This window comes from Enterococcus sp. DIV1059_2, assembly GCF_051713685.1.
Taxonomy (GTDB): Bacteria; Bacillota; Bacilli; order Lactobacillales; family Enterococcaceae; genus Enterococcus_D; species Enterococcus_D casseliflavus.
Map to the genome: position 1 here is coordinate 1,579,147 of NZ_JBIOQK010000001.1, position 26,008 is coordinate 1,605,154.

Annotated in this window: 21 protein-coding genes; 17 read left to right on the forward strand and 4 right to left on the reverse strand. The window is 42.3% G+C overall.

Annotation, left to right across the window (positions count from 1 at the left end; translation table 11 throughout):
• The first annotated feature begins 7 nt into the window (after positions 1-7).
• Entirely contained in the window at positions 8-688 is a 681-nt protein-coding gene (locus IGI72_RS07320; protein WP_087627328.1) for a YtxH domain-containing protein, read from the forward strand.
• Positions 689-771: 83 nt separating this feature from the next.
• On the opposite strand, the gene IGI72_RS07325 is transcribed toward IGI72_RS07320, so the two are convergent.
• Positions 772-1,650, reverse strand: a complete 879-nt coding sequence (locus tag IGI72_RS07325) for an NAD-dependent epimerase/dehydratase family protein (RefSeq protein WP_438753676.1) — start codon at positions 1,648-1,650, stop codon at positions 772-774.
• A 54-nt stretch (positions 1,651-1,704) separates the two neighbouring features.
• Positions 1,705-2,805 carry a M24 family metallopeptidase gene (locus tag IGI72_RS07330; RefSeq protein ID WP_438753679.1) on the reverse strand — a complete coding sequence of 367 codons (1,101 nt, stop codon included), beginning with the start codon at positions 2,803-2,805 and terminating at the stop codon, positions 1,705-1,707.
• 194 nt (positions 2,806-2,999) lie between these two features.
• Here IGI72_RS07330 and ccpA point away from each other — a divergent pair, with 194 nt between their 5' ends.
• A complete protein-coding gene (ccpA, locus tag IGI72_RS07335) occupies positions 3,000-3,998 on the forward strand; it encodes a catabolite control protein A (protein ID WP_005225798.1) in 999 nt (332 codons plus the stop codon).
• A 142-nt stretch (positions 3,999-4,140) separates the two neighbouring features.
• Here the strand turns inward: ccpA and IGI72_RS07340 are convergent, their stop codons facing one another.
• The gene (locus tag IGI72_RS07340; protein ID WP_034868505.1) at positions 4,141-6,585 is read right to left on the reverse strand and encodes a transglycosylase domain-containing protein; all 2,445 of its coding nucleotides are present in this window, start codon (positions 6,583-6,585) and stop codon (positions 4,141-4,143) included.
• 262 nt (positions 6,586-6,847) lie between these two features.
• Here IGI72_RS07340 and tyrS point away from each other — a divergent pair, with 262 nt between their 5' ends.
• The 4 genes from tyrS (at position 6,848) to IGI72_RS07360 (ending at position 10,504) form a co-directional block, all read left to right on the forward strand.
• Complete coding sequence (gene tyrS / locus IGI72_RS07345) at positions 6,848-8,110, forward strand: tyrosine--tRNA ligase (protein ID WP_005225800.1); 1,263 nt, start codon at positions 6,848-6,850, stop codon at positions 8,108-8,110.
• A gap of 69 nt (positions 8,111-8,179) precedes the next feature.
• Positions 8,180-9,091 carry an AEC family transporter gene (locus IGI72_RS07350; RefSeq protein ID WP_438753681.1) on the forward strand — a complete coding sequence of 304 codons (912 nt, stop codon included), beginning with the start codon at positions 8,180-8,182 and terminating at the stop codon, positions 9,089-9,091.
• An 88-nt stretch (positions 9,092-9,179) separates the two neighbouring features.
• Positions 9,180-10,073: a deoxyribonuclease IV gene (locus IGI72_RS07355; RefSeq protein WP_005225802.1), complete on the forward strand. Its 894-nt coding sequence runs from the start codon at positions 9,180-9,182 to the stop codon at positions 10,071-10,073.
• Between the two features lie 44 nt (positions 10,074-10,117).
• Positions 10,118-10,504, forward strand: coding sequence for a cytidine deaminase family protein (locus tag IGI72_RS07360; protein WP_438753683.1), 387 nt, complete (start codon positions 10,118-10,120; stop codon positions 10,502-10,504).
• Positions 10,505-10,639: 135 nt separating this feature from the next.
• Here IGI72_RS07360 and IGI72_RS07365 read toward each other — a convergent pair whose 3' ends face one another.
• Entirely contained in the window at positions 10,640-11,257 is a 618-nt protein-coding gene (locus IGI72_RS07365; RefSeq protein WP_005225804.1) for an FMN-dependent NADH-azoreductase, read from the reverse strand.
• Between the two features lie 162 nt (positions 11,258-11,419).
• Between IGI72_RS07365 and IGI72_RS07370 the strand changes: the two genes are divergently transcribed.
• The 11 genes from IGI72_RS07370 to garR all read left to right on the forward strand — a co-directional run bounded on the left by IGI72_RS07370 (position 11,420) and on the right by garR (position 25,792).
• Positions 11,420-12,115: a response regulator transcription factor gene (locus IGI72_RS07370; protein ID WP_005225805.1), complete on the forward strand. Its 696-nt coding sequence runs from the start codon at positions 11,420-11,422 to the stop codon at positions 12,113-12,115.
• Positions 12,112-13,059 carry a sensor histidine kinase gene (locus IGI72_RS07375; protein WP_422700524.1) on the forward strand — a complete coding sequence of 316 codons (948 nt, stop codon included), beginning with the start codon at positions 12,112-12,114 and terminating at the stop codon, positions 13,057-13,059. Before IGI72_RS07370 ends, IGI72_RS07375 begins: the two co-directional genes overlap by 4 nt.
• An 89-nt stretch (positions 13,060-13,148) precedes the next feature.
• A complete protein-coding gene (locus IGI72_RS07380; RefSeq protein ID WP_016610278.1) occupies positions 13,149-13,925 on the forward strand; it encodes an ABC transporter ATP-binding protein in 777 nt (258 codons plus the stop codon).
• Positions 13,897-15,987 (forward strand): ABC transporter permease, encoded by a 2,091-nt coding sequence (locus IGI72_RS07385; protein ID WP_438753687.1) that lies wholly within the window; start codon positions 13,897-13,899, stop codon positions 15,985-15,987. The genes IGI72_RS07380 and IGI72_RS07385 overlap by 29 nt, the downstream gene beginning before the upstream one ends.
• 305 nt (positions 15,988-16,292) lie before the next feature.
• Positions 16,293-17,861: an Ig-like domain-containing protein gene (locus IGI72_RS07390; RefSeq protein ID WP_438753690.1), complete on the forward strand. Its 1,569-nt coding sequence runs from the start codon at positions 16,293-16,295 to the stop codon at positions 17,859-17,861.
• Between the two features lie 688 nt (positions 17,862-18,549).
• The gene (locus tag IGI72_RS07395; protein WP_438753692.1) at positions 18,550-19,902 is read left to right on the forward strand and encodes an enolase C-terminal domain-like protein; all 1,353 of its coding nucleotides are present in this window, start codon (positions 18,550-18,552) and stop codon (positions 19,900-19,902) included.
• Positions 19,903-20,011: 109 nt separating this feature from the next.
• Positions 20,012-21,322, forward strand: a complete 1,311-nt coding sequence (locus tag IGI72_RS07400; RefSeq protein WP_159160471.1) for an SLC13 family permease — start codon at positions 20,012-20,014, stop codon at positions 21,320-21,322.
• 120 nt (positions 21,323-21,442) lie between these two features.
• A complete protein-coding gene (locus tag IGI72_RS07405) occupies positions 21,443-22,771 on the forward strand; it encodes an enolase C-terminal domain-like protein (protein ID WP_175445283.1) in 1,329 nt (442 codons plus the stop codon).
• A gap of 49 nt (positions 22,772-22,820) precedes the next feature.
• Positions 22,821-23,717, forward strand: a complete 897-nt coding sequence (locus IGI72_RS07410; protein ID WP_086338337.1) for a dihydrodipicolinate synthase family protein — start codon at positions 22,821-22,823, stop codon at positions 23,715-23,717.
• A 32-nt stretch (positions 23,718-23,749) separates the two neighbouring features.
• On the forward strand, positions 23,750-24,895 hold the full coding sequence (locus tag IGI72_RS07415) for a glycerate kinase (protein ID WP_438753696.1): 1,146 nt from the start codon (positions 23,750-23,752) through the stop codon (positions 24,893-24,895).
• A 12-nt stretch (positions 24,896-24,907) separates the two neighbouring features.
• Positions 24,908-25,792, forward strand: coding sequence for a 2-hydroxy-3-oxopropionate reductase (garR, locus tag IGI72_RS07420; protein ID WP_438753699.1), 885 nt, complete (start codon positions 24,908-24,910; stop codon positions 25,790-25,792).
• The last annotated feature ends 216 nt before the right edge of the window (positions 25,793-26,008 follow it).

Sequence of the window (26,008 nt, forward strand, 5' to 3'; positions counted from 1 at the left end):
ACTTTCAATGAGTAAAAAAGGCGGATTTTTATTAGGAGCAATCATCGGAGGAACAGCGGCAGCAGCAGCAGCACTTTTGTTGGCGCCAGAATCTGGTAAAACATTAAGAAATAAATTAGCAAAACAAGCAGACGATTTATTAGATAAAGCATCTGATTATGGTGATTTAGCCAAAGAAAGAAGTACGGATCTTGTCGATATCGCTAAAGACAAAGCGGCAAAACTAAGCGAGCAAGCATCTGACTTCACCGGTTCTTTAACAGCGAAAGTCGATGACTTAAAAGAAACAGCAGCTGGTTCATCAGAAGAAACCGTTGAAGAGTTAAAGAAACAAGCAGGTGATCTATCAGAACGCTTCAAAAAATCAGCGAACGAGGTCAAAGAATCAGCGAAAGATGCCAAAGTAGACGCTGATGACACGGTGCAAGATATCATCATTGATGCAAAATCTTCTGCAGCGGATATGAAACAAACCGTCAAAGAAGGAGCACAAGAAGCAAAACCTGTCGTTGAAGAAGCCAAAAAAGACGGTCAAGCAGCCGCAGCTGATTTGAAAAAAGAAGCTGGAAAAGCAGCAGATGATGCCAAAAAAACAGCGAAAGCAGAAGCAAAAGATGCTAAAGCTGACCTAGAAGATGCGAAAGAAGAATTAAAAGATACATTAGAAAAAAACAATCCTGAAGCATAAGTAAGGATACAAAAATTTGATTACTTCAAAAGATAAAAACGTTCGCCAGTTAAATCGGCGAACGTTTTTTGTGATTTTGGTAGTTATTCGTTTGATGCTTGGGTGATTTCCCAATCGCAAAGTTGATAGAGCCAATCCTGCAGGTGACTGAATGGAAAGCCAATTTCCTCAGCGAGACCAACATTGATCGAATAAGCAGGTGTACCATTATAAGGGCCTTGATCGCCTGTTTCTGAAAAGAGCGGGGAAAGACCAGTTTTTTTCGTTACGTATTGCAGCACTTCTTCTAAGGAAACTGTACCTTTTGACGCACCATTGATGGGTCCTGTGAACGAGCTAGTACCTAGAAACGCTAAAAATTTACCAGCCTCTTGGGCATCCACAAAGCCCATTTGATGCGTTAGATTATCGACAGCCATTGGCTTTTGCTTTATCAGATGGTCAATGTAAAAGGTAAAACGTTTTGTGTAATCATCTGCACCGATCACATAAGGAAAGCGGACAAAAACGGACGGGATTTGACTGTATTTTTGGGTCAGGATCTCTTCCACGGTTCGCTTGCCTTGTGCATAATCGACCTCCTCAGAGCCAACCAGTCTGAAGGGTTCTTTAGCAGGGTCAAAATCCGCTTCAATCAAATCGAAGTGTAATTCATGGTACGCAGACATTGAGCTAGTAACGATGTAGCGCTTCGGTGTGACATGACGCAGGAGAATCTCAATGTCATTGGAAGTATAAGCAATATTGTCGTAAACGACCTCATAGGTTTCTTTTGTTAATGCCGTTTTGATACTTTCTTCGTCGGTGCGATCGAAGATGATTCTGTTGACTTGATCGCCAAAGGAATCTTTCGTGTTCCCTCGGGTAGCGATCGTCACGTCCAATCCTTGATCAATTAGTGATTGGACCAAATATTTACCGAAAAAACGCGTGCCGCCTAAAACCAACACTTTTTTACTCATAAGAACACTCCTTTTCATGTAATGCCAACATGTTGCGCCGTTTCATTAGGAAAATCAAGATAAGATCAATAATTCTTTTGCTGTTTTGGTAAAAGGTACACAGCCATCTGCTGTTACATACACACAGTCTTCAATGCGGACACCGACCTGATCTGGTAAATAAATGCCCGGTTCGATAGAGAAGCACATGCCTTCTTGGATCACTAAATCATTGCCAGTGATCAAAGAGGGGAACTCATGAACCGTGGTCCCGATGCCGTGACCTAGACGATGGTTGAAGTAGTCGCCGTAGCCATAGCCAGTAATCACATCACGAGCAATCTTGTCTAATTCTCCAGCGGTAATCCCAGGTTTGACCGCTGCTTGCGCTGCTAGTTCTGCTTCAAGAACGATGTCATAAATTTTTCTTTGTAATGCAGTCGGTTCTTTATAGGCAACCGTTCTGGTTGCATCACTGCAATATCCTTTCCAAACGACCCCTAGGTCAAACAAGACAAGTTCATTGGCACTCACTTTGCGGTCACCAGGTACGCCATGAGGACTTGCTGCATTGGCACCAGCCAACACCGTCGTATCGAAGGACATATGGGAAACCCCACGCTTTTTCAACTCGTACTCAATTTCCGCAACGATTGCCATTTCGCTGACGCCTTCTTTGATGGCAGCAAATCCAATCTCAAAAGCAACGTCTGCCCAGTTGCCAGCTTCTAGCAAGGTGTCAATTTCAGCAGCCGTTTTGGTTAACTGCATTTTTTGAATGACCGGAGTCACATCTAAAGAAAAATCGGTCTGTGGCAAAAACCGTTTCAATGCTTCATAGCGCTCGACGGAAAGGTCATTTTTTTCTAGTGCCAAGGAAGAAACTTGGTAACGAGAGGTCAATTCCTGACAGATTTTCGCCCAAGGGTCTTCGCTATCGAGATAACCGATAATGTCAAAGGGCCAGCCACTATTTTTTGCTTCTTCTACTTCCAGAGCTGGTGTGAAAAGAAAGGGATCTTTTCCAGGTGCGACAAACAAAGCAAGGACCCGTTCATGAGGTTCACTTTTAAAACCTGAAAAATAAGCGATCGTTGCTGGATTAGAAATATAGGCAACATCTGCGCCATTGGTTTTCAACCAGCCATTTAACTCATTGATTTTTTTATCATTCATTTGAAAAAACCTTCTTTCAAGTATTCTTTTTCTATTTTATCATGCTTTAGAAGAGAATAGGGGCGGGGAAAGTAGGAAATTGCTAAGTTTTCATGAAAACAAAATTAAAACGGTTGCAAATATGGAAAAAATTTGCTATCCTAACAAAGAAATGTAAATAAGATTTTCTGAAAATAGAATAAGGGAGATATATCATGGAAAAACAAACAATTACGATTTATGATGTTGCACGGGAAGCGAATGTATCGATGGCAACTGTTTCACGGGTAGTCAACGGAAATCCAAATGTAAAACCAGCAACTCGTAAGAAAGTGCTGGAAGTGATCGACCGCTTGGATTATCGTCCAAACGCAGTTGCTCGAGGGTTAGCAAGTAAAAAGACCACGACTGTTGGTGTCATCATTCCTGATGTCAGCAATATGTTCTTCTCATCACTTGCTCGTGGGATCGATGATGTAGCGACCATGTATAAATACAATATCATCTTAGCCAACTCTGATGGCGATACGATGAAAGAAGTCAACGTTTTGAACAACTTGTTAGCAAAACAAGTGGACGGCGTTATCTTCATGGGTCATCGCATCACGGATGAGATTCGCGGAGAATTCTCTCGCTCAAAAACACCAGTTGTTTTAGCTGGTTCGATCGATCCTGATGAACAAGTAGGAAGTGTCAATATCGATTACACAGCAGCTGCCAAAGATGCTGTTTCATTATTGGCGAAAAACAATCAAAAAATCGCTTTTGTCAGCGGTGCTTTGATCGATCCAATCAATGGCCAAAACCGCTTGAAAGGCTATAAAGAAGCCTTGAAAGAAAACAACCTTGAATATTCTGAAGGGTTGATCTTTGAATCACCATACAGCTTTAAAGAAGGCTTAGCCTTAGTTGATCGCATCATCAACAGTGGTGCAACAGCAGCTTATGTCACAGACGATGAGTTAGCCATCGGTGTCTTAGATGGTTTGTTAGACAAAGGTGTTAAAGTTCCTGAAGATTTCGAGATCATCACCAGCAACAATTCATTATTGGCTGAAGCAGCTCGTCCACGCTTATCAAGTGTGACGCAACCATTGTATGATATGGGTGCCGTTGCGATGCGTCTATTGACAAAAATGATGAACAAAGAAGATGTAGAACAAAAAACGATCGTCTTGCCTTACGGTATTTCAGAAAAAAGCTCTACGAAATAAGCAGCGATTTGATCAAACGATCAGTGGAACAACGCCTTGTTGTTCCACTTTTTGCTTCAATGATCGTTCGTGTGGGGAGAAAATCTATGGATTTTCTCCTCACACTTTTTTTGCATAAAAAAACTGATCAGCACAAGGCTGATCAGTCATCATTATTGTTGGTATTTTGTTGATTATTGTCTTGCTGTTCCTCATCGTCATCCTCATCATTTGCCGTAGGTGTAACATTGTTGGATGCGTTATTCGATGATGTATTCGACGAACGATTTGTTGAACGGCTAGAAGATGCTTTTCTCCAATAGTCAGCGTAGTTTGCATCTGAACCACCGAGTCCAAATTTGAAATCGACCGTATCTGGTCCGCCAGTGGCCCAATACGAAGTAACGGTACTGCTTGGATTGGTATAGGTTCGATTATCGACTCGCACGGTTCCTCCTGGTTGGGTACCAGTAAACTTGGAAACTTGAGCTTTTTTGACATCACTAGAAAGTTCAAACTTCTGATTCACACCAAAGACTTCTTGGTTTGTTTGATAAATACGATTGATCAAGTAAGCCATATAGTTGGCTGTCCGAGTTCCTGCAGCGCTATCGGTCCCTTTATTGTCATCTCGACCTGACCAGCTGCTGATGGTGATCGATGGGGTGGAGACGACTAGCCAAGAGTCCGACCAGTTGTTGGTGGAACCAGTTTTTCCGACCCAATCGGCATTTCCGAGGTTCCAATCCAATCCGCTGATAACCGATTTAAAGGAACTGGTTTTTTGCTCATCGATGACACTACGCATCATGTCAGTCATGATGGAAGCCGTCGCTTCTGAAAAGACTTGGACAGGTTTGGCTTCATGCTGGTAAAGCACTTCGCCTTCATTGTCTTTGATTGATTCGATGATATAGCCTTGCTGATAAACACCATTATTGGCAAATGTTTGGAAGCCATTCGTTTGATTCAAGACTGTGACATCTGTAACCCCTAATGGCGCTGATTCATACGCCCAGCTATTATCTTCGGGATAGCCCATTTTGCTTAAATAATTTGTGTAGGCATAAAAATGATCGCCTTCTTTTTCCCAAAGATCTTGGAAAATATTTGTCGCTGCGATATTACTGGAAACCTCCAATGATTCACGAATCGACATGAAGGTATTGGTTCCACGGTTTGTGGCATTGACGATCGGCTCACCGGCGTTTTCTCCTGTCCGCCATTTTGCGGCATAGTCAGAAACCATCGATTCAGAGCCCATTAAGCCACTTTCGATCGCCGGCCCGTAAACCAGCATGGGTTTGATACTTGAACCTGCTTGGCGTTTGGCATCAAAGGCATGGTTGAATTGATTGTCAGCATAGTTACGACCGCCAATAAAGCCTAGTACTTTCCCAGTGGCGTTGTCCATCATGACATTGCCGACTTCGATGGTGGAGTCACCCCAGTTGTCTAGCATATAGCCGTATTTGTCGACGGCATCTTGCATCGCATTATAAATATCTTTATCGATCGTTGATGTGACGGTATAGCCGCCATTAACAAGTTTTTGCTGCGCCAATTCGAAGTATTTTTGATAGGTTTCCTCTTTGGCGTATTCTTCGTCACTGACATCATCTTCATCTGCCAGCTGTTTGGCAATAATGTCTTTTGCTTCATTTAACACAGTGTAATAAAGGAAGCTTTGATCCGTTTGTTCAATGGCTTCTTGTTTTTTGAAGTCTTGCTTCAAGTCATAATTAAGCGCCTCTTCGTATTCTTCTTTCGTGATATCGTGGTTACGATACATACTGAAGAGCACGAAGTCTTTCCGTTCTAAGCCAGCGGTCAAGTTTTCCTTGATCTCACCCGTATTTGTATAAGGGCTGTAGACGATCGGGCTTTGTGGCAGACCCGCAATAAAGGCTGCTTGCGGTAAAGACAGGTCAGCTGCGTTGACGCCAAAAATTCCTTGCGCCGCTTCTTGCACACCTGCGATATTTTGCCCTTTATTGTTTCGACCAAAAGGGGAGATGTTTAAATACATGGTGACGATCTCATCTTTATCGAAAAATTTCTCCACTTCCATGGCTAATAAAATCTCATTGGCTTTGCGTTTAAAGGTCGTTTCACTGGAAAGGATTTGTTGTTTTACCAGCTGCTGGGTCAAAGTGGAACCCCCGCTGCCGCCAAAGCCTGTCGCTTCTGATAATAATGCCCGCACGACTGCTTTGGGTACGACCCCATTATGAATATTAAAATATTCATCCTCTGTTGCGATGATCGCTTTTTTCAAATAATCTGAAATTTGATCGGAATTAACCGACGTTCGCATTAGATCCGAGCGAATCGTTGCGATTTTGCTGCCATCAGCGTATGCGAGTTGAGAAGTCTCTGTGATGTCGGTCAATTCTTTTTGTAACTCATCTTTAGAAGGAGCTGCGGTATCTTCCACAAGAAAAGCAAAGTAGCCGGCACCGATCCCTAAGGCTAAAGAACCGCCTAGAACCAGCAAAGAAATAGCAACTAAGAACAAGGCATGTAAAACCCTAAGACTGATGTTGAAATAGAACCAGCCTCTATTTTTGTTTTCTGTATTCTTTTGATTTTTCGTTTTCTGGGACAAAAAGAGTCACCTCAATAAATTAGAATAGATTCCGTGTAATTATAGCAAAAAACAAGGCGCTTGGGTAGCACCCTATCTGTTATCGAAAGAAGTGTGGGAGAAAATGCCAGTTGGTGTTTGTATTGAACCAGCGATAATAAAGGAAAATGAACGGATTTGCCTAAAAGTTTCTTTTTTGGTAAAGGACTTTGAGAGAAAGACTTTTCATTGACCTCTTTTTCAGTTAAGATGAACAATGAAGCAATTATTAGGAGGAGAAAGAATGAGTACAGACTTTTTTGAAGAGCTAAAGCAACGCGGATTAGTTCATCAGACCACAGACGAAGCAGCCTTGACCAAACAATTAAATGAAGAGTCTGTGAAACTATATATCGGCTTTGATCCTACCGCAGATAGCCTGCATATTGGTCATTTATTGCCTATTTTGATGTTGCGCCGTTTCCAACAAAACGGACATGTGCCGATCGCATTAGTAGGCGGTGGTACAGGAATGATCGGTGACCCATCCTTTAAAGATCAAGAACGTCAATTAAACACACTAGATACCGTTTTAGAATGGTCACAAAGTATCAAGAGCCAATTATCTCGCTTCATTGATTTTGATGACCAAGAAAATCCTGCCATCATTGCCAATAACTATGAGTGGCTAGGGGAATTGAAACTGATTGATTTCTTGCGCGACACTGGGAAAAACTTTACCATCAATTACATGATGAGCAAAGAAAGTGTCAAACGTCGGATCGAAACTGGGATCTCCTACACGGAATTTGCATACCAGCTATTACAAGCCTATGACTTTTTGAATCTTTACGACAACCACGGTTGCTTGTTGCAATTAGGCGGTAGCGATCAATGGGGGAATATCACCTCTGGGATCGAATTATTACGTCGTGAGCGTGAAGTCCAAGGGTTCGGTTTGACTATGCCATTGATCACAAAAGCAGATGGAACGAAATTTGGGAAAACAGAAGGCAATGCGGTTTGGCTAGATGCCAAGAAAACGACGCCTTACGAGTTCTACCAATTCTGGATCAATACGGATGATCGTGATGCAGTCAAATTCTTGAAATATTTCACCTTCTTATCATTAGAAGAAATCGCTGCGATCGAAGCAGAATTTAACGCTGCACCAGAATCTCGAGCAGCACAAAAAGCTTTGGCAAAAGAAGTCACTACTTTGGTTCATGGGGCAGAGGCTTATGAACAAGCCTTACGCATCTCAGCAAGTTTATTCAGTGGCAATATCAAAGAATTGAACGCTGAAGAGATCGAACAAGGCTTCAAAGGGGTGCCAAGCCATCAGGTAACAGCAGATGATTCTTTGAACATCGTTGAAGTGTTGACGACTGCTAAAATCGAACCATCAAAACGTCAAGCAAGAGAAGACGTTCAAAATGGTGCCATCTACATCAATGGGGAACGCGTCCAAGACCTAACGTACGAGCTCCAAGCAAGTGATCGGATCGGTGGAAAATACGTCGTGATTCGTCGTGGCAAGAAAAAATATTTCTTATTAACATTTTAATCGCAAAAAGCGAACCGCCTTGTTGGTTCGCTTTTTTCAAATTTTTGTAGAGGAAGGGTTTTTGTTGGAATGGGAAATATAGTGTTGAATGCCGCCGGTTTATTTGCCATGATCTTCTTAGGGTATTTTCTTAAGCGGCTAAATGTCCTTTCAAAAGCGGATGGCTCGATCTTATCCAAAATTATTTTGAATGTGACGTTACCGGCAGCAATCATTTTGAATTTAGCTTCAATGCAAGTACAAGTCAGTGCGCTTAGTTTGATTGTGATCGCGTTGATCATTACGATCGTTCAGATCCTCTTCGCATTTTTCTTGACCAAAAAAGAATCGAACACGCTGCAGCAGTTTGCGATGTACTGCGGTTCAGGCTTTAATATCGGCAATTTTGCGATTCCTTTTGCCCAAAGCTTTTATCCTTTAGGGATTCCGCTGATTTCGCTGTTTGATATGGGGAACAGTATCATGTTGGCAGGGGGAACGACAATTTTCATCGAATTCTTGATTGGAAAGCGGACGACGTTTGAACCAGGGAAAATCTTTTTGAATCTCCTGCGTTCGCCAACGTTTACTATTTATCTAGTGATGCTGATTATCCGCAGTGCGGATTGGAGGATTCCCGAAGCGGCATTGGCGCTTGTCCAACCAATCGGGATCGCAAATACGTTTTTGTCCATGTTTATGATTGGCTTATTTTTGGATTTCCGCTTACCGAACCACACCACCCAAACAGTGATCAAAATTTTAAGCTTGCGGTACGGACTGGCATTCGTGCTGTTCGCAGCTTTCTATGTTTTACCAATCCCAGTTTTATTAAAGCCAGTTCTTTGTTTGTTAGTGTTTGCTCCAATTCCTTTATTCGGTGTCATTAATTCCGTGATTGCTGGAATGGAGGAAGAAGCGGTGGGGTTCGTTTCTTCCATTAGCTTTTTGATAAGTATGCCGCTAATGACGGGTGTTCTGATGTTATTTGGACTCGCTTGATAAAAAAATACGGCAATGAGCAAAATAATCGCTTTACAAGGCGCTTTTATCGATAATAGAGAAGACTAGATTTAGGAGGAAAAGAAAAATGTTGATTGGTTCACACGTTTCAATGAGCGGCAAAAAAATGCTTTTAGGAGCAGCAGAAGAGGCAGCTAGCTATCAAGCTACTACGTTTATGATCTATACCGGAGCTCCGCAAAACACGCGGCGCAAACCGATCGAAGAAATGCAGATCGCAGCTGGACAAGATTTTATGACGGAAAAAGGAATTTCGAATATCGTCGTCCATGCCCCTTACATCATTAATTTAGGCAATACCATCAAACCAGAAAACTTTGGCTTTGCTGTTTCGTTCTTGCAAGAAGAAATCCAACGAGCCCAAGCTTTAGGTGCAACTCAAATCACATTGCACCCCGGTGCCCATGTCGGTGCAGGACCAGAAGCTGGGATCAAGCAGATCATTAAAGGCTTGAACGAGGTCCTTGAAAAAAATCAAACTGCCCAGATCGCATTAGAAACAATGGCAGGTAAAGGCACCGAGATTGGTCGCAGCTTTGAAGAATTGGCAGCAATTATCGATGGTGTCACCTTAAATGAAAAATTATCCGTTACACTAGATACTTGTCACACGAACGATGCTGGCTACAATGTCAAAGAAGATTTTGACGGCGTGTTAAACGAGTTTGACAAAATCATCGGGTTGGATCGCTTGAAGGTCATCCATGTCAATGATTCAAAAAATCCACAGGGCAGCCACAAAGACCGACATGCGAATATTGGTTTTGGCACAATCGGCTTTGAAGCCTTGAATAAGATCGTTCATCATGAGCAATTATCAGCGTTACCGAAAATTTTGGAAACACCCTATGTCGGCGAAGACAAAAAGAATAAAAAAGCCCCTTATGGCTATGAAATCGCGATGCTGCGGGAAAAGACCTTTGATCCTGAGCTATTGACGAAAATCATGGCGGGTGCTTAAACGGTTCATTTAACCATGAGCAGCTTATTATTGGAGGAAGAAAAATGGACTTTCAGTTGCTGATCGATGCCGCGAAGCAAAAACTGGGATTCAGACAGCTCTCTCAATTTGCAGAAGCAGGGAGTGTTGCGGCAGCTCTGGCTACTGCAGATGGACAGATTTATACAGGGATCTGTATCGATACCAGCTGTTCTATGGGTTTTTGCGCTGAACAGGCTGCGGCTGCGCAAATGATCACTGATGGTCAGCAGCGGGTGTTACAGATGGTTGCAATCAATTCGGTAGGTGAGCCGATCCCACCTTGTGGTCGTTGCCGTGAATTCATCAGCCAGCTGGATCCTGCCAACCATAACACGCAAGTCATGATCTCAGCAGGAAAAATCATGACGCTAGAAGAGCTGTTGCCTGTTGATTGGAAAGCATCAAAATAAAAAGAAGCCCCTTAGACCGCTGTGTTCTAAGGGGCTTCTTTATTTTATCGATCCCATGGACGAGCTACGCTTTTGGATAAAAAAACTCCTCAACAAGCAATAGCGCTTTGTTGAGGAGTTGATCGATAGCAATGATTAGAATTTTTTCGCAGCAGCTGCTACGCGTTCTAAACCTTCAGCAATGATTTCTGCTGTTTTAGAAGGATCTGCATTGTGGCCTTCAATGATTACTTCTTCTGTGATGTTCATGCCGAACATACCACCGAAAACTTTTTCCATAAAGGTTACAGCGTTTTCCATTGCGCTCATTTCGCCTGAGTAAACACCACCACGGGCATTCAATAGAACGATTTCTTTGTCTTTCAATAATTGGTTCATTGAACCATCTTCGTTATAAGAGAAAGTAAAGCCAGCTTGGAAGATGTAGTCGATGAATGTGTGCAAGGCAGCAGGAATCGTTAAGTTCCACATTGGGAAAGCGAAAACGATGGTATCCGCTGCTGCGAATTTGTTCATCACGTCTTGACGGACAGTCATCAATTCTTGTTCTTCTTGGTTTAATTCTTGTTCTTGTGAAAGTTTGCCAAATGCTTCAAATAACGTTTGACCGATATAAGGCATTGGTTGTGCGTACACATCAAAGGTTACAACGTCCACATTGTTGGTATCAAGATTTTCAACGAACGTATCAAACATTTTTGCAGATACTCCATCAGGACGGTTATTGGCTTTAACAACTAAAATATTTTTCATTTTTTTCCACCTTTACTTTAAGTAAGTTTTAATCACAAAATGTAGTATACTATAAAATAATTTTGCTTACAATAAATAAGTACACTTTTTTTAAAAAAGCTGGAATTTTGCAGTTTTTTTCACACAGATTTGGTAAACTTTAGAGAAAACAGGAGGATTTCTATGAAAATATTCGTGGTCGAAGATGACAAATCGTTAGTCAAAATGATGGAAAATCAATTATCCCGCTATGCGTATCAAACCTTTGTTCCAGAAAATTTCGCTGCGGTTTTAGATGAATTCTTGATGATCCAACCTGATTTGGTTTTGTTGGATGTCAATCTTCCTTATTATGATGGGTTTTATTGGTGCCAAAAAATCAGGGAACGCTCGTTGGTTCCAATTCTCTTCATCTCCGCCCGTGACGGCAATATGGATCAAGTGATGGCTCTAGAATATGGTGCTGATGATTATCTAGTCAAACCTTTTTCTTATGATTTGCTGCTGGCAAAAGTAAAAAGCCACATTCGTAGAGTCTACGGGGATTATGCACAGTCTGATCGGGCGAGAAGTTTGAAAGCTGGCGAATTGATCTACTATCCCGAAGCATTGAAGATGGTCTATCGTGAAGCCAGTGAATGGCTGACTGTTCGAGAAGGAGAATTATTGACCCTGTTAATGTCGGCACACCCAGAGATGGTCAAACGGGAACGGATCTTAAATCTATTATGGGATGATGAGCGCTTCGTTGATGACAATACGCTTTCTGTCAATGTCGGCCGTTTGCGAAAAAAACTGGCGGCAATGGGCATCAATGATCCGATCCAAACGATTCGCGGAAAGGGCTACGCTTTATCAGTGATAGGTACGGAAGAATGAAAGCATATGCAAGTGTTCATTTACCTAAACTACTCGTTACGTTCGTAGCCATTTCATTGTTCGTTTTAGTGATTTGGTTGGATGGCTATCGAAATTACCTCGTAATTGGTTATGGTCTGCTTCTATTCGGGCTGTTCATTGTTCTTGTTTATTTGGTAGATTACCTTTCCAATACTGCGTTTTATCAGTATATCAAGCATGGAAGAGCGACACACCGAAGCAATGGCTACCTTTCCAAGCAATGGCGCAAGCAGTTCGATGCCCATGAACAGCAAGAGCAAGAGCGGCTGACAGAATTAGATCAGCACCATCAAAATCATATTCGTTTCATGAATATCTGGGTTCATCAAATGAAAACACCTGTCTCAGTTTTGGCGCTAATGGCTGAAAGTGAAGAAGTCGATAGCTATGATCTTTTGGCTGAAACAGATCGCTTAAAAAGTGGCTTGGCGACTGCGCTGAATTTTGTGCGCTTGGAAGATTTCACGGAGGACTTCGTTATCGAATCAGCCTCATTGTTGGAATTGTTAAAACACAGTATCGGTGACCAGAAGCGAAATTTTATTCGCAGTGAAGTCTATCCGAAGCTGATGAGTGAAGCAGATATCACGGTGACAACAGACAAAAAATGGCTAGGTATTTTGCTCTTTCAACTCATCAGCAACGCCATCAAGTACTCAAAGCCAGACAGTAAAGTCTATTTTGAGATCGATCCTTTTTCTAGAAGCTTAACGATCGCAGATGAAGGCTGCGGGATTGCAGCAGCGGATCTCCCGCGGGTTTTCCGCCCCTTTTATACAGGTCAGAATGGGCGGCAAACAGGAGAGGCAACTGGGATCGGTCTTTATTTAGTTGAAACGATCAGTACGCAATTAGATATCGATGTATCGCTTGCCTCTAAGGAGAATCAAGGCACGACGGTTACCTTAACATTTCGGAGGTGAAGGCTTTCTTACAATTTTGTAAGCTTTCTATCATGAAATCGATAACTGATTGCGGTGTCGCCTGCTAAACTGGTAGCAAAGGAGTGAAGATGATGGCTTTACTAGAATTGAAAAATGTATCGAAAACCTATACAGGGGAAGTGTCTGTTGAGGTTTTACAACAAATCGATCTCAAAGTGCCAGAAGGAGAATTTATCAGCATTATGGGTCCATCTGGCAGTGGCAAGACCACCATGCTGAATTTGGTGGCAACATTGGATAAACCCACTTCAGGTTCGGTGATCCTCAAGGGAGAGCAGCCACTAGAATTATCTAAGCAAAAACTCGCGGAGTTTCGTCGTCGGCAACTAGGCTTTGTTTTTCAAAACTACAATTTGCTTTCGCCATTGAGCGTGCTTGAGAATGTGATTTTACCACTGACATTGGATCGGGTGGCAGTTCCTGAGATGAAAGAACGTTCGGAGCAGCTATTACGTGAACTTGGGATCTATGAGAAAAAAGACAAACGCATCTATCAGCTTTCCGGTGGAGAGCAGCAGCGAGTTGCGATTGCTAGAGCTTTGATCCATCAACCAGAATTGCTTTTAGCAGACGAACCGACGGGTAATCTTGATTCCAAGGCAGCACGAGATGTCATGGAAATACTAAGTCAGATGAACAAACAGCGAAAAGTCACCACTATGATGGTCACCCATGATCCGTATTCCGCCAGCTTTTCTGATCGGGTCGTTTTCATCAAAGACGGAAAGCTGTATAACGAAGTCTATCGTGGTGCTGATCAACAGCAATTTTATCAAAAAATTCTTGAAGTCCTAGCACATTTAGGAGGTCGCCGTCATGAATTTCAGACAGTTGATCATTCGTAATCTGCGGGGGAATTTTCGAACCTATGCAGCATACTTCGTCAGCAGCGCCTTTGCGGCGATGGTGTTTTATATCTTTAGTCTTTTGCTCTTTCATCCGCAATTGGAAGAAAACTTATCTAATAGCGATACACTTTCAAGCTTAGCTAAGGTTGGTCTATCCGTCGCACTCGTGGTGATCGCCTTACTGTCGCTGTTGTTTTTATGGTATACATTTGTGGTCTTTTTGAAACGACGCAAACGTGATCTGGCGATCTACTTGATTTTGGGGATCGAAGAAAAAGATCTGCGAAAGATTTTGTTTGTCGAAAATGCCCTTTTAGGAACCGGCGCCACAGTGACCGGTATTGGGTTGGGGATTTTAGTGACGAAATTGTTGCTGCTGATTGCGCAAAATGTCATGTACTTAACAGAAGGACTGAAATTTATGGTTCCTCTGGAAGCTTTAGGATTGACCTTTGGGATCTATGTCTTCATTTTTCTTTTGATCTCCTTTTTCAGTACTCGCGCCTTGCAAGGAGAACAGATCATCTCATTGATCAAGGAAAATGAAAAACCACGTCCTGAGCCAAAAAGTCATTGGGCATTGGCATTTTCAGGAATTGTGCTGTTACTAGTTGGCTATGGATCGGTCTTTTATTTTAGCTACCAAACCTACTCAATGCTGCCACTTATGCTAGGAGTCTTGTTGACTGTTACAGGCACGATCTTGTCATTCCATCAGTTCAGCGTATTTCTATTGAAACGATTAAAGAAACGCCCAACCTTCTTACGAGGGACTCGGATGCTGACTATCAGCGAATGGATCTTTCGCATGCGAGACAATGCGGCGATGTATAGTTTGATCGCTATTAGTACCTCCGTGGCATTCGTTGGGATTTCCGTGATGCTGGCGATCGGCAGTTCTTCTTTTTCTTCAATCCAAGGAATCAGTGTAGCCTATGTGTTTCCGTGGTCTGGGCCAGAAGACCTCGATCATTCTGAGGGGAAAATGAATGAAATTAAAACTGCCATAGAAGAAAAAGGGTACTCACCTGTAACGGATAGTGTTTCCTTACTATGGGCCTATGCGAATCTTGATGAATCTGCAGTTATGAATGATTCATTTTATACGACGAATGGCTTTTCAATTATGCGAGAAAGCGACTATCAGAAAATGATGAAACAAATCGGTGAGGAAGCTGATTCCGTTGCAGATAATCAAATAATGACACTTAGTGCTAATTATTCACGTCGAAAACAGCTTCTAGAAGTCCCTGAGAACGAACGCACAAGTATCTATCCACTTGAATTGGGTTCAGAAACCGGTATAAAAAAGGATGTTACGATTGTCCACAGCCCCTCAATGCTTTCTCTGAATCACTTTGGTTTGTCAGTTGTGACAGATAAGACCTTTGAGGAATGGCAAGCTCTCTTACAAGAATCTAACGATGATATGGAATCTGGTTTTATTTGGTTAGACTATCCAGAATGGGCTGAAACACCTGAATTGGTATCTGATTTCAATGGAAAGTTAGATAAAGAAAATGCCTTGATCGATCAGCAATACGAAGAACTCAGTCGGGAGTTTGAAGCCAAAGGTGACTATACAGATGAAGAGTGGTCAGAAGCGGCAAAAGACATTCCGATGCGTACGTCTTATACCTCGAAATACCAAGTTTTCCAAGAAAATCGTCAAGGAAATGGCATCATCTTAATGATCACGGTATTACTAGGTTCGGTTTTCTTTATTTTCTCCGCTTCGATTATCTATTTCCGTTTATTTGCAGATTTAGATAAAGATGGTGCGTATCATCGTTCCTTGCATATTTTAGGTGTGTCGCCCAAGGAGCGTCACAACGTTCTGAGACGCCAGCTACAAGTGATGTACTTCTTGCCAACAGTCGTGGCAATGATCCATTTTGCGGTGGCAATGACCGCTTTGCGTATTTTAGTAGAATTGCCTGTTTGGCAATACTATGGCGTGATCGTTAGTCTCTTTTTGATTTTCCAAATCGTTTTTTACTTTGTTTGTCAGTACCGGTACTTCCAGCAAATTGATCGAATCGCCGATCCGACAGAGTGATTTATTTTTTAGCCAAATCCCTTTCAATCAACACAGATTGGGATTTGGTTTTTTGCTTGCTGCATTGTTATTTTTCTTTCACCAATGAAGCGTTTTAATTGTGTAAATCACCGAAAAGCCGATAAAATTAGGTAACACTGATTCTATTAGGCAGTCGCGGATACGCGGCAAGAATGTGGCAACTGGAAGTCTATTTTTCTCACCGTGAAACGAAAAGACAACTGTTAATGAAAATATTCATGTCGAGTACAGTAATTGCTGTGACCGATGGATTTAGCTAAGCGCTCACTTAAGGGAGGAAACCAATGATCAAACGTTTAGGAAAAGCATTTGCTGTCTTGCTGCTGTTGATTTCTGTTTTTGCTGGTATGCGGGTTGTTTATGGGGAAACCGATGTGGGTGCCAAGCTGATCACAAATGTATCGATCGTAAATAGCCACAACGAGGTCATCACAAGTATTGAAAAGGATGATTCCTTTAAAATAGATATGACCTGGAGTTTGGAGGACTTAGGTGATTTAAAAGCAGGTGACAAAGCGACCGTCACCTTGCCAGCTGAGATTGAAGGCGTTAATAATACGTATGCTTTATACGATGAAAATAACAACTTAGTGGTCAATGTTACCCAAGTTGGCAATCTGCTGACCTTTGTTTTCACGGAATTTGTCGAACAAAATACCAATGTACATGGGGACTTTTATTTTTGGACAAAGTTCAGTGATGACGTGATAGAAAACCAGATCAACAACATCAACTTTGAAACGGCAAATGGGATGCAATCGGTGCCTATTTTTATTCAAGCAGTGGATGATTCAGGGGAGGGTGCCTTACTCACCAAACAAGGACTGTATTTAGGTACGCAACAACCCAAACGGATCATTGATTGGCGAGTGTATATCAACTCGTTTGACACGGACCAAGTGACGATCAAAGATGGAACGTTTATTGACTTTTTAGGTCCTCATCAGACACTAGTCAGTACGAGTGCTCGAGTGGTCTATGGACCCAGCGTTTCCAACCCAACGTATGTCGAGCAAGTACCGATCGTTTTAAATAGTGACGGCTCCTTTGAAATTCCTTTGCGGGATACAGAGGAACGGATCTACATTACCTACAAAACAGAAACGGATGGTTCATTGGAACAATATACCAATCGGGGCATCCTTGATGCTTTGGTCAATGATGTGCCAAGAACAAGCAGTATTACTGGCTATACGCCACGCTATGGTGGCGGTGGTGGCGGAACCGGTGAACCAGGAGAGTCCAGCAGCACGGAACCAAGTAGCGAAAGTAGTACAAGTAGCAGCACGGAACCAAGTAGTGAAAGTAGTACAAGTAGCAGCACGGAACCAAGTAGTGAGAGCAGCACAAGTAGCAGCACGGAACCAAGTAGCGAAAGCAGCACAAGTAGTAGTACGGAACCAAGTAGTGAGAGCAGTACGAGTAGTAGTACGGAACCAAGTAGCGAAAGCAGTACGAGTAGTAGTACGGAACCAAGTAGTGAAAGCAGTACGAGTAGTAGTACGGAACCAAGTAGCGAAAGCAGTACGAGTAGTAGTACGGAACCAAGTAGTGAAAGTAGCACCAGCAGTAGCACGGAACCAAGTAGTGAAAGTAGCACCAGCAGTAGCACGCAACCAAGTAGTGAAAGCAGTACAAGCAATACACTGGAAGGTTTGCTAAATAATAGTGGGTCAAGTCACTCTTCCAGCTCGGCAAGAAGTGATGGTGCCAACCATAATCAGCAGAAGCTTCTCCCGCAGACGGATGAAGTCTTGAATGATCGGTTGATTTTCTTAGGAATAGTCATACTGTCTATCGTTACCTATGTGACGCTAAAAAAATCAATGGGGAAAAGTCCCTTCAACAGATAACAAAAGTCTACAACGGGCAAAAACAAACATAATTATCCAATGGGGACTTGGGTTAGCAGAAAACAGAATAAAAAGTAGCGACAAAACCGTTCATGTGTTTTGATCGACTGATTCAGTAAAATTTAGTTTTTTTTGCTGAAAGAGGTCATCAAGGGCATTATCGGTTTTTTTTTTGCTATTTTCTCGATGGGTTGACCTACCGTTTTTACGCTTGTAGCCCGTCGATTACAGAAAAAATTTGGCTGTTTTGGAATTCTTAAAATGGTTTCTGTAACATTTATCAAGCAGAAACGATGCGGATAACTATCTCACATACTCTTTTTATTCGCGAAGAATATTTGTATTCTTAGAGCAAGTTAATGATCATAAATCGCTTCCATACGCTGACGCTTTTTCGACATCTGACTGGAAATGTGCGAGAACTATCAGAAGTTCCCTTAGTCTAGTTAGTGTTTCGGACCCTTCTTTCTAGAAACTGATTTTTGTTTCGATTTCTCGAAAAATGAGCAGCATTCTTCAAAAACATTTACTGACCAATGGATTGTGATTTTGTTAACAAGGGTGAGCGAAGAAGGGTTCAGTGGTGTGCACAGGAAGCAATTTATAAAAACGTAAAGCGTTTTGATTACGAAGCATGTTTTTTCTTCAAACTGAACAAACCAAAAATAATAGAGAAGGTGGAATGAATATGAGTAAAAATGGTTCTCCAAAAGTGACAAAGATGCAGGTGTTTCCGGTTGCTGGTTATGACAGTCCGACCCTTACCTTAAGCGGGTGTCATGCACCTTATTTTACGAGGAATATTGTTGTATTAGAAGACGAAACTGGGAATAGAGGCATTGGTGAGATCTATGGCGGTGAAGACATCACCAAAATGCTGGAGAGTTACATTCCATTTGTCGTGGGTCAAGAAATTGCCAATTATCGTAATGTGATTACAACGATTCGCAAAAATGCAGCGGCGATGAAAGGAAATGATGGGGAAGGACTTCAAGGGTTGGATTTAAAAAATCTGAAATTTGTCGTCCAAGCGGAGGCAGCGGTTGAATGTGCGATGCTGGATCTGCTTGGTAAGTTTCTAAATAAACCGATGTGTGCGTTATTAGGTGATGGTCAGCAGCGTAATGAAGTTGAAGTGTTGGGGTATTTGTTTTATATCGCCGATGCAGGGAAAACCGATCTGCCTTATCGCATAGAAGAAGAGCCAAAAGATGAGTGGGAGCGCATTAGAAGACAGGAAACATTAACACCAGAGGGAATGGTGCAGCAAGCAAAAGCACTTGAGGCACGCTATGGGTTCAAAAATTTCAAAGTCAAAGGTGGCGTACTGAAGGGAACAGAGGAAATGGAAGCGGTAGTTGCTTTACATGAGGCGTTTCCAGAAGCGCGAATCAATATTGATCCTAATGGCGCTTGGTCGTTAGCAGAGGCAATCGAGCTTTGCAAAGACAAATTAGACACGATTTCTTATGTGGAGGATCCATGTGGTCCTGAAGCAGGTTTTTCAAGTCGTGAGATCATGAATGAATTCAAAACAGCCACGAGACATCAAGTGGCAACAAATATGATTGCGACCAACTGGCGACAATTTTATCATGCATTAAATTCAAAAGCAGTAGATATCGTTCTGGCTGATCCGCATTTCTGGACATTAAACGGAAGTGTTCGCATGGCCCAAATCTTGAATGACTGGGGATTGACTTGGGGTTCTCACTCAAATAACCATTTTGATATTACGTTGGCAACGTTCGCACAGTGTGCCGCAGCTGCACCAGGAAATATTACACCAATCGATACACACTGGATTTGGCAGGATGGACAAGAACTTTGCGATGACACTGTCTTGATTCAAGATGGCGTGATCAAAATCACCGATAAACCTGGCCTAGGTATTGAAATCAATATGGAGAAATTACTGGAAGCACATCAATTGTACCAGTCAATGGACCCCAAATACCGTGATCGTGATGATTCAATTGCGATGCAATACTTTATTGAAGATTGGCAGTTTGACTCAAAAAAACCTTGCTTTGTGCGCTAAAGGTATTTATTGAAGGACTACTTGATGTCAGAGATATAGCTGAAATTTTTGCTTGAAGTTTCAGCTATATTCCTCTTTGACTGATCTATTATTCGGAGGGATATAAAAAATGAGCTATTTAGCTATTCTTGGCTTTGTCATGATGACATTGATCACGGGTTTATTACTAAGAAATAAAATTAATATACTTGTCTGTTTTGCATTGATACCTGTCGGATTTTCTTTCTTAAGCGGGGCAAGCTGGACAGCGACGGAAGGATATATCGCTGACGGTCTTGATATGACACGAGACATCTTTTTGATGATCATGTTTTCATTACCTTATTTTTCTCTGATATCTGATGCAGCAGTCTTCGATATTATGGTATTCAAGTTTTTGAAAAAAGTAAAAATCAAAGCACCGATTCTCTGCAGCTTGACTGTGTTTATTTCGGTGATCACCACATTAGATGGAAGTGTCATGTCGACCTATCTAATTGCGATCCCGTTGTTTTTGCCGCTATTTAAGAAGTTGAAAATCGATCCGGTGATACTCGTTTTTCTTTGCTCAGTCGGTATCATGTTAGGATCGATCACACCATGGAACGCACGGATCTTACGGGCTGCAAGTCTGCTTCCGGATGTACCCAATGCACCGATGACCTTATTTACCACCTTGCTACCTGTTTGGATCACTGTCTTTATCGGAACGATGATCCTTGGTTATTTCTTAGGTCTAGGTGTCCACAAAAAGCATATGGCAAATGGAGAAAAATTTGAAGGGATCGCTGATTCATTAGCGAAAGAGCAAAACTATGGACCGCTTGCTCGTCCCAAGCTATTTTGGTTCAATCTGATCTTGACCATCCTCTTAGTGATCGCTTTGTCGTTTTCAAACCTGCCTTCTTACTATATTTTCGCAGCTGGTTTGATCATTGCTTTGTGCGTGAACTATCCAGACTTCAAAGATCAAAATCAATTGATCAGTAAATATGCTTCAAAAACATATCCGATTGCGCCCATCGTTTTGCTTTCTGGGGTTGTCGTGGGGATCTTGCAAGGAACGGGCATGATGGATGCGATGGTTCAAGTTCTCGTGAATATTATTCCCGCAGCTGTTGGTCCCTATGTTCATATTGCGATCGCTATCTTCAGCACGCCATTGATGCTGTTGTTTACCAACGATACTTGGTTTTTTGCGCTCATTCCGATCATTGCAGCTTTAGCAGGAGAATATGGCGTTGCTCCAGATATTGTTGCCTTGACATTATTCTTTAATATTGGTGCGTTTGCTTCACTGATTGCCCAACCACAAATCATCATGGCTTGTGATTTAGGGGAAACCAATGTACGAAAATTCTTGCGTTATTCCTTCTTTAAATTCTGGGGAATCAGCTTGGCATGGACGCTAGTAGGGATCTTATTGGGGATCTTTATTTAAAAATGTTCTTTAGCACAGAAATTCACTGTTTTTCGACGAAAAGTCTGCACTCGATACTCTGTATTCTTTCTTGGGGAAACAGTATATTAAAAACTATCAATTTGACTAGGAGAGATTTTGATGATTCCAAAAATCGTAAAAATGGAAGTTGTCCCTGTAGCAGGACATGACAGTATGCTATTAAATCTAAGTGGAGCCCATGGCCCTTTCTTTACTAGAAATATCGTTATTTTAACTGATGACACGGGTAATACGGGTTTAGGAGAAGTGCCAGGTGGTGAGAAAATTCGTCAGACATTGGAAGACTGTCGTGAATTAGTTGTGGGTCGGACTTTGGGCGAATACAAAAACATCGTAAAAGAGATTCACGAACGTTATGCGCAGTTGGATGCTGGTGGGCGCGGGAACCAAACATTTGATTTACGAACGACGGTTCATGTTATGACTGCTGTTGAAGCGCCATTGTTGGATTTACTAGGACAGCACATGCAGGTGCCCGTTGCCGCTTTGTTAGGTGAAGGACAAGTGCGCGAATCAGTGAAGTTTTTAGGTTATCTGTTTTATGTAGCAGATCGCAACAAAACAGACTTGCCTTATGCTTCTGACAATACGCTCGATGATTCATGGGGAGCACTACGTCGTGAAGAAGCGATGACCCCAGAAGCAATCGTCAAGTTAGCGAAAGCTGCCTATGAGCGCTATGGTTTTGAGGACTTTAAATTAAAAGGCGGCGTGTTATCAGGGCAAGAAGAAGTACAAACCGTCAAAGCGTTGAAAAAAGAATTTCCCAATGCTCGGATTACCCTTGATCCGAATGGCGGATGGTTACTAGATGATGCAATTGCGCTTTGCAAAGACCTTCACGGCGTATTAGCGTATGTAGAAGATCCTTGTGGTGCAGAAGGTCGCTTCTCTGGTAGAGAAACGATGGCAGAATTCCGCCGAAAAACAGGATTGCCGACGGCGACGAATATGGTAGCAACGGATTGGCGAGAAATGAAAGCAGCGATTCGCTTAGATAGTGTGACGATTCCGCTGGCAGATCCGCATTTTTGGACGATGCAAGGCAGTGTACGGGTGGCGCAGTTATGTCATGACCTAGATTTGACTTGGGGTGTGCATTCCAATAATCATTTTGATATTTCTTTGGCGATGGTCGCTCATACTGCAGCGGCAGCACCTGGGGAAGTAAATGCCGCAGATACCCACTGGATTTGGCAAGATGGCGAAGGCTTGACCAAAAATCCGCATCAAATCAAAAACGGTGAAATTACCATTCCAAGAAATTCCCATGGCCTTGGGCTGGAACTTGACCGAGAAAAGCTAGATGCGGCGCATCAACTATATTTAAAAGAAGGCTTAGGGGCGCGCAATGATGCGATTGCCATGCAGTACTTGATTCCTGGCTGGACATTTGACAATAAAAAACCAGCTTTAGTCAGAGAGTAATCGAGCGAATACAAATTAATCGAAGCTTTGAGTGAGAGGATTGACCATAATGGAAAAAGAAAAGATTAAAGGGATCATTGTTCCTTTACTCACGCCAGTGAATGAAGAAGAAATGATTTGCGAAACTAAGTTGCGAAAGATCGTACGGCATGTGATCGATCATGGTGTTCATGGCATTTTGGCTTTTGGCAGTAATAGTGAGTTTTATATGTTCGAACATGATGAAATGCTTGCAGCAACAGAAATCATTTTAGATGAAGCCGCTGGAAAAGTACCTGTTTTCTTTGGGATGGGTCCAATACGTACGAAACATGCGGTGGCACTTGCCAAACGGGCAGCAAAATTGCCGATCGCTGGTATTTCCGTTTTACACCCAATGTTCATCAAACCCACAGAAGAAGCACTGTACAATCATTTTAAAGCAATCGCAGACGCGGTTTCCGATACGATGGTGCTTTTGTATAACAATCCAGCAAGAGCTGGGTATTCGTTGAGTCAACCATTGATCGAAAAGCTGGCGCATACCGTTGAGAATATCGTAGGGATCAAAGATTCGAGCGGAGATTTGACCTTCCTAAGCGAATTGGTTCGACGGAATGCTGATGTTGGCTTTCGAGTGATTGCAGGAAAAGATACCATTGTTTATCCTTCACTCTGTGTGGGAGCAGTCGGCGGTGTCTGTTCAACGGCAAATATTTATCCTGAATTGGTTTGCGGTATTTATGACCAGTACGTATCTGGTGATTTCCAAGGCGCGCTAAAGAACCAATTTACCCTGAACCCGATCCGTTTATCGCAAGATGCAGCAAGTTTCCCTTCAGCTACCAAAGATATGGCAAACTTGATGGGCTTGAATGTGGGACCTTCGATCTTGCCGACGGAAGCAAGTAAGGGCGTTGTGTTAGACAAGATGATTGATGAAATGAAGAAGGCGGGTTTCTTATAATCAAGCCTAACTATAGAAAAGGGGGTGGATTCATGGAAGAACAGCGAATTGTGATTGCAGCAGATTCTTTCAAAGGAAGTGCCTCCAGTAAAGATATCTCAATGTGGTTAGAAAAAGGGATTCGTCGGGTTTTGCCTCATAGTCCTATCGATAAATTTTCAGTCGCCGATGGTGGAGAAGGCACAGTCGAAGCTTTAGTTGATGCCTTGGCAGGAAAACGAAAAAGGATAACTGTTCAAAATCCATTGGGAAATCCTGTGAAGGCGCAATATGGTGTTTTACCTAATCAAATCGTCGTATTAGAAATGGCAGAAGCAAGTGGGATTACTTTGATCGAGCAAAATGCTGAGAATGCCTTAAATGCTTCGACTTACGGGGTAGGGGAGTTGCTTTTGGCTGCCCTCGATGAAGGTGCAAAAGAGATCTACCTTGGCATAGGCGGCAGTGCAACAAGTGATGGCGGGACTGGAATGGCAAAAGCATTAGGGGTCTCCTTTTACGACGATCAAGGAAAGGACATCCCGAGAGGATTAGCTGGATTAGCAAAGCTTGCTTCGATAGATATTTCTAAGATCGATCCACGATTAAAAGATGTAAAAATCAATATTTTATCGGATGTAACGAATCCGTTAGTCGGTGAAAAAGGTGCCATTGCTATCTATGGTCCTCAAAAAGGCATTCCGATTGACCAAACGAAAACCTATGATCAGTGGATGAAACATTATGCCTCTGTGATCAAAAAAGAGATGCAGATTGATATTGCTGACGCACCAGGTGCAGGGGCAGCAGGCGGTCTAGGGGCTGCATTGCAAGTGTTTTGCCAAGCCAAAACGTGCAACGGTATTGAAACGATCTTAGATTTAGTAGAAATTGAAAAGAAAATTGCCCAAGCTTCTCTCGTCATAACTGGCGAAGGCAAGCTTGACCAGCAATCGCTGAATGGCAAAGTTCCTGTGGGAATTGCCGAGCTAGCAAAAAAGCACCATAAACCGGTGATTGCTGTGGTCGGTAGTCGGGAGAAAGAGGTTTCGGCAGCTTATGCCGCTGGAATTGACCTTATTTTGCCAATTATCCATCGACCAATGAGTTTGCAAGAAGCAATGACACAAGTAGAGGAAAATGTGGTGATCGCTGGAGAAACCGCGATCCGAGCATATTTATTAAATCAACGAAAGTAGGAGATAATATTGATGAAAGTAGGATTTGTCGGTTTAGGAATCATGGGAAAACCAATGGTGAAAAATATAGTAAAGAATGGCTATGAGGTTATTGTGTATGATTTTAACCAATCCGCAATCGATGAAGTTGTTTCAGCTGGTGCACATGCAGCAGAGTCAGGCGCCAAGGTGGCAGAAGCAGCAGAAGTGATCATTACGATGCTACCGAATTCTCCAAACGTAGAAGCGGCGCTATTCAATCCTGGAGGGATCGCTGAAGGCTTGTCAGCTGGTAAAACAGTCATTGATATGAGTTCAATCGCACCAAAAGCCAGCCAAGACTTTGCAGCTCGTTTGAAAGAACAAGGAGTCCATTTTATTGATGCGCCTGTCTCTGGTGGAGAACCAAAAGCCATTGATGGAACGATCGCGGTAATGGTTGGCGGAGAAAAAGCAGTTTTTGAGAAATATGAAGCTTTATTGAATACGATGGCTTCTTCTGTGACACGAGTCGGTGAAGTAGGGGCTGGAAATATTACGAAACTAGCCAATCAAATGATTGTAGCGATCAACATCGCAGCTATTTCTGAAGCTTATTGTCTAGCCAAAAAAGCAGGTGTTTCTCCTGAAGCAGTTTATCAAGCCATTCGGACAGGTTTGGCAGGAAGCACAGTCATGGATCAAAAATCAGAAAAGATTTTTTCTGGTAACTTCGATCCTGGTTTCCGTATCGAATTGCATATCAAGGACTTGCAAAATGCATTAGACACCTCACATGATAGTAATGTTTCTACACCATTTACAGCATCTGCAATGGAGATTATGCAATCACTGAAAGCGTACGGATTAGAAAAAAGGGATCATTCTGCAATCGCAAACTATTATGAAACGATCAATGATTTAAAATTGCAAGGTTAACAGTAACGAATCGAGGTCATTTGTTTTCCTTTTCATTGAAAAGAGAGCACGAGCTGTTCACAACTAAAGGACATAATAAAAGAGCGTTTCTTCTCACAGGAGCGCTCTTTTTGTTATGTGTATTGAAACTCAAAAATACAGTGTAAAAACAATTTTGCGTCAACTGGAAGGCAGAAAACAGGGAAACGTTGCTGGTGCTATGAGTTAGGCTGTTGA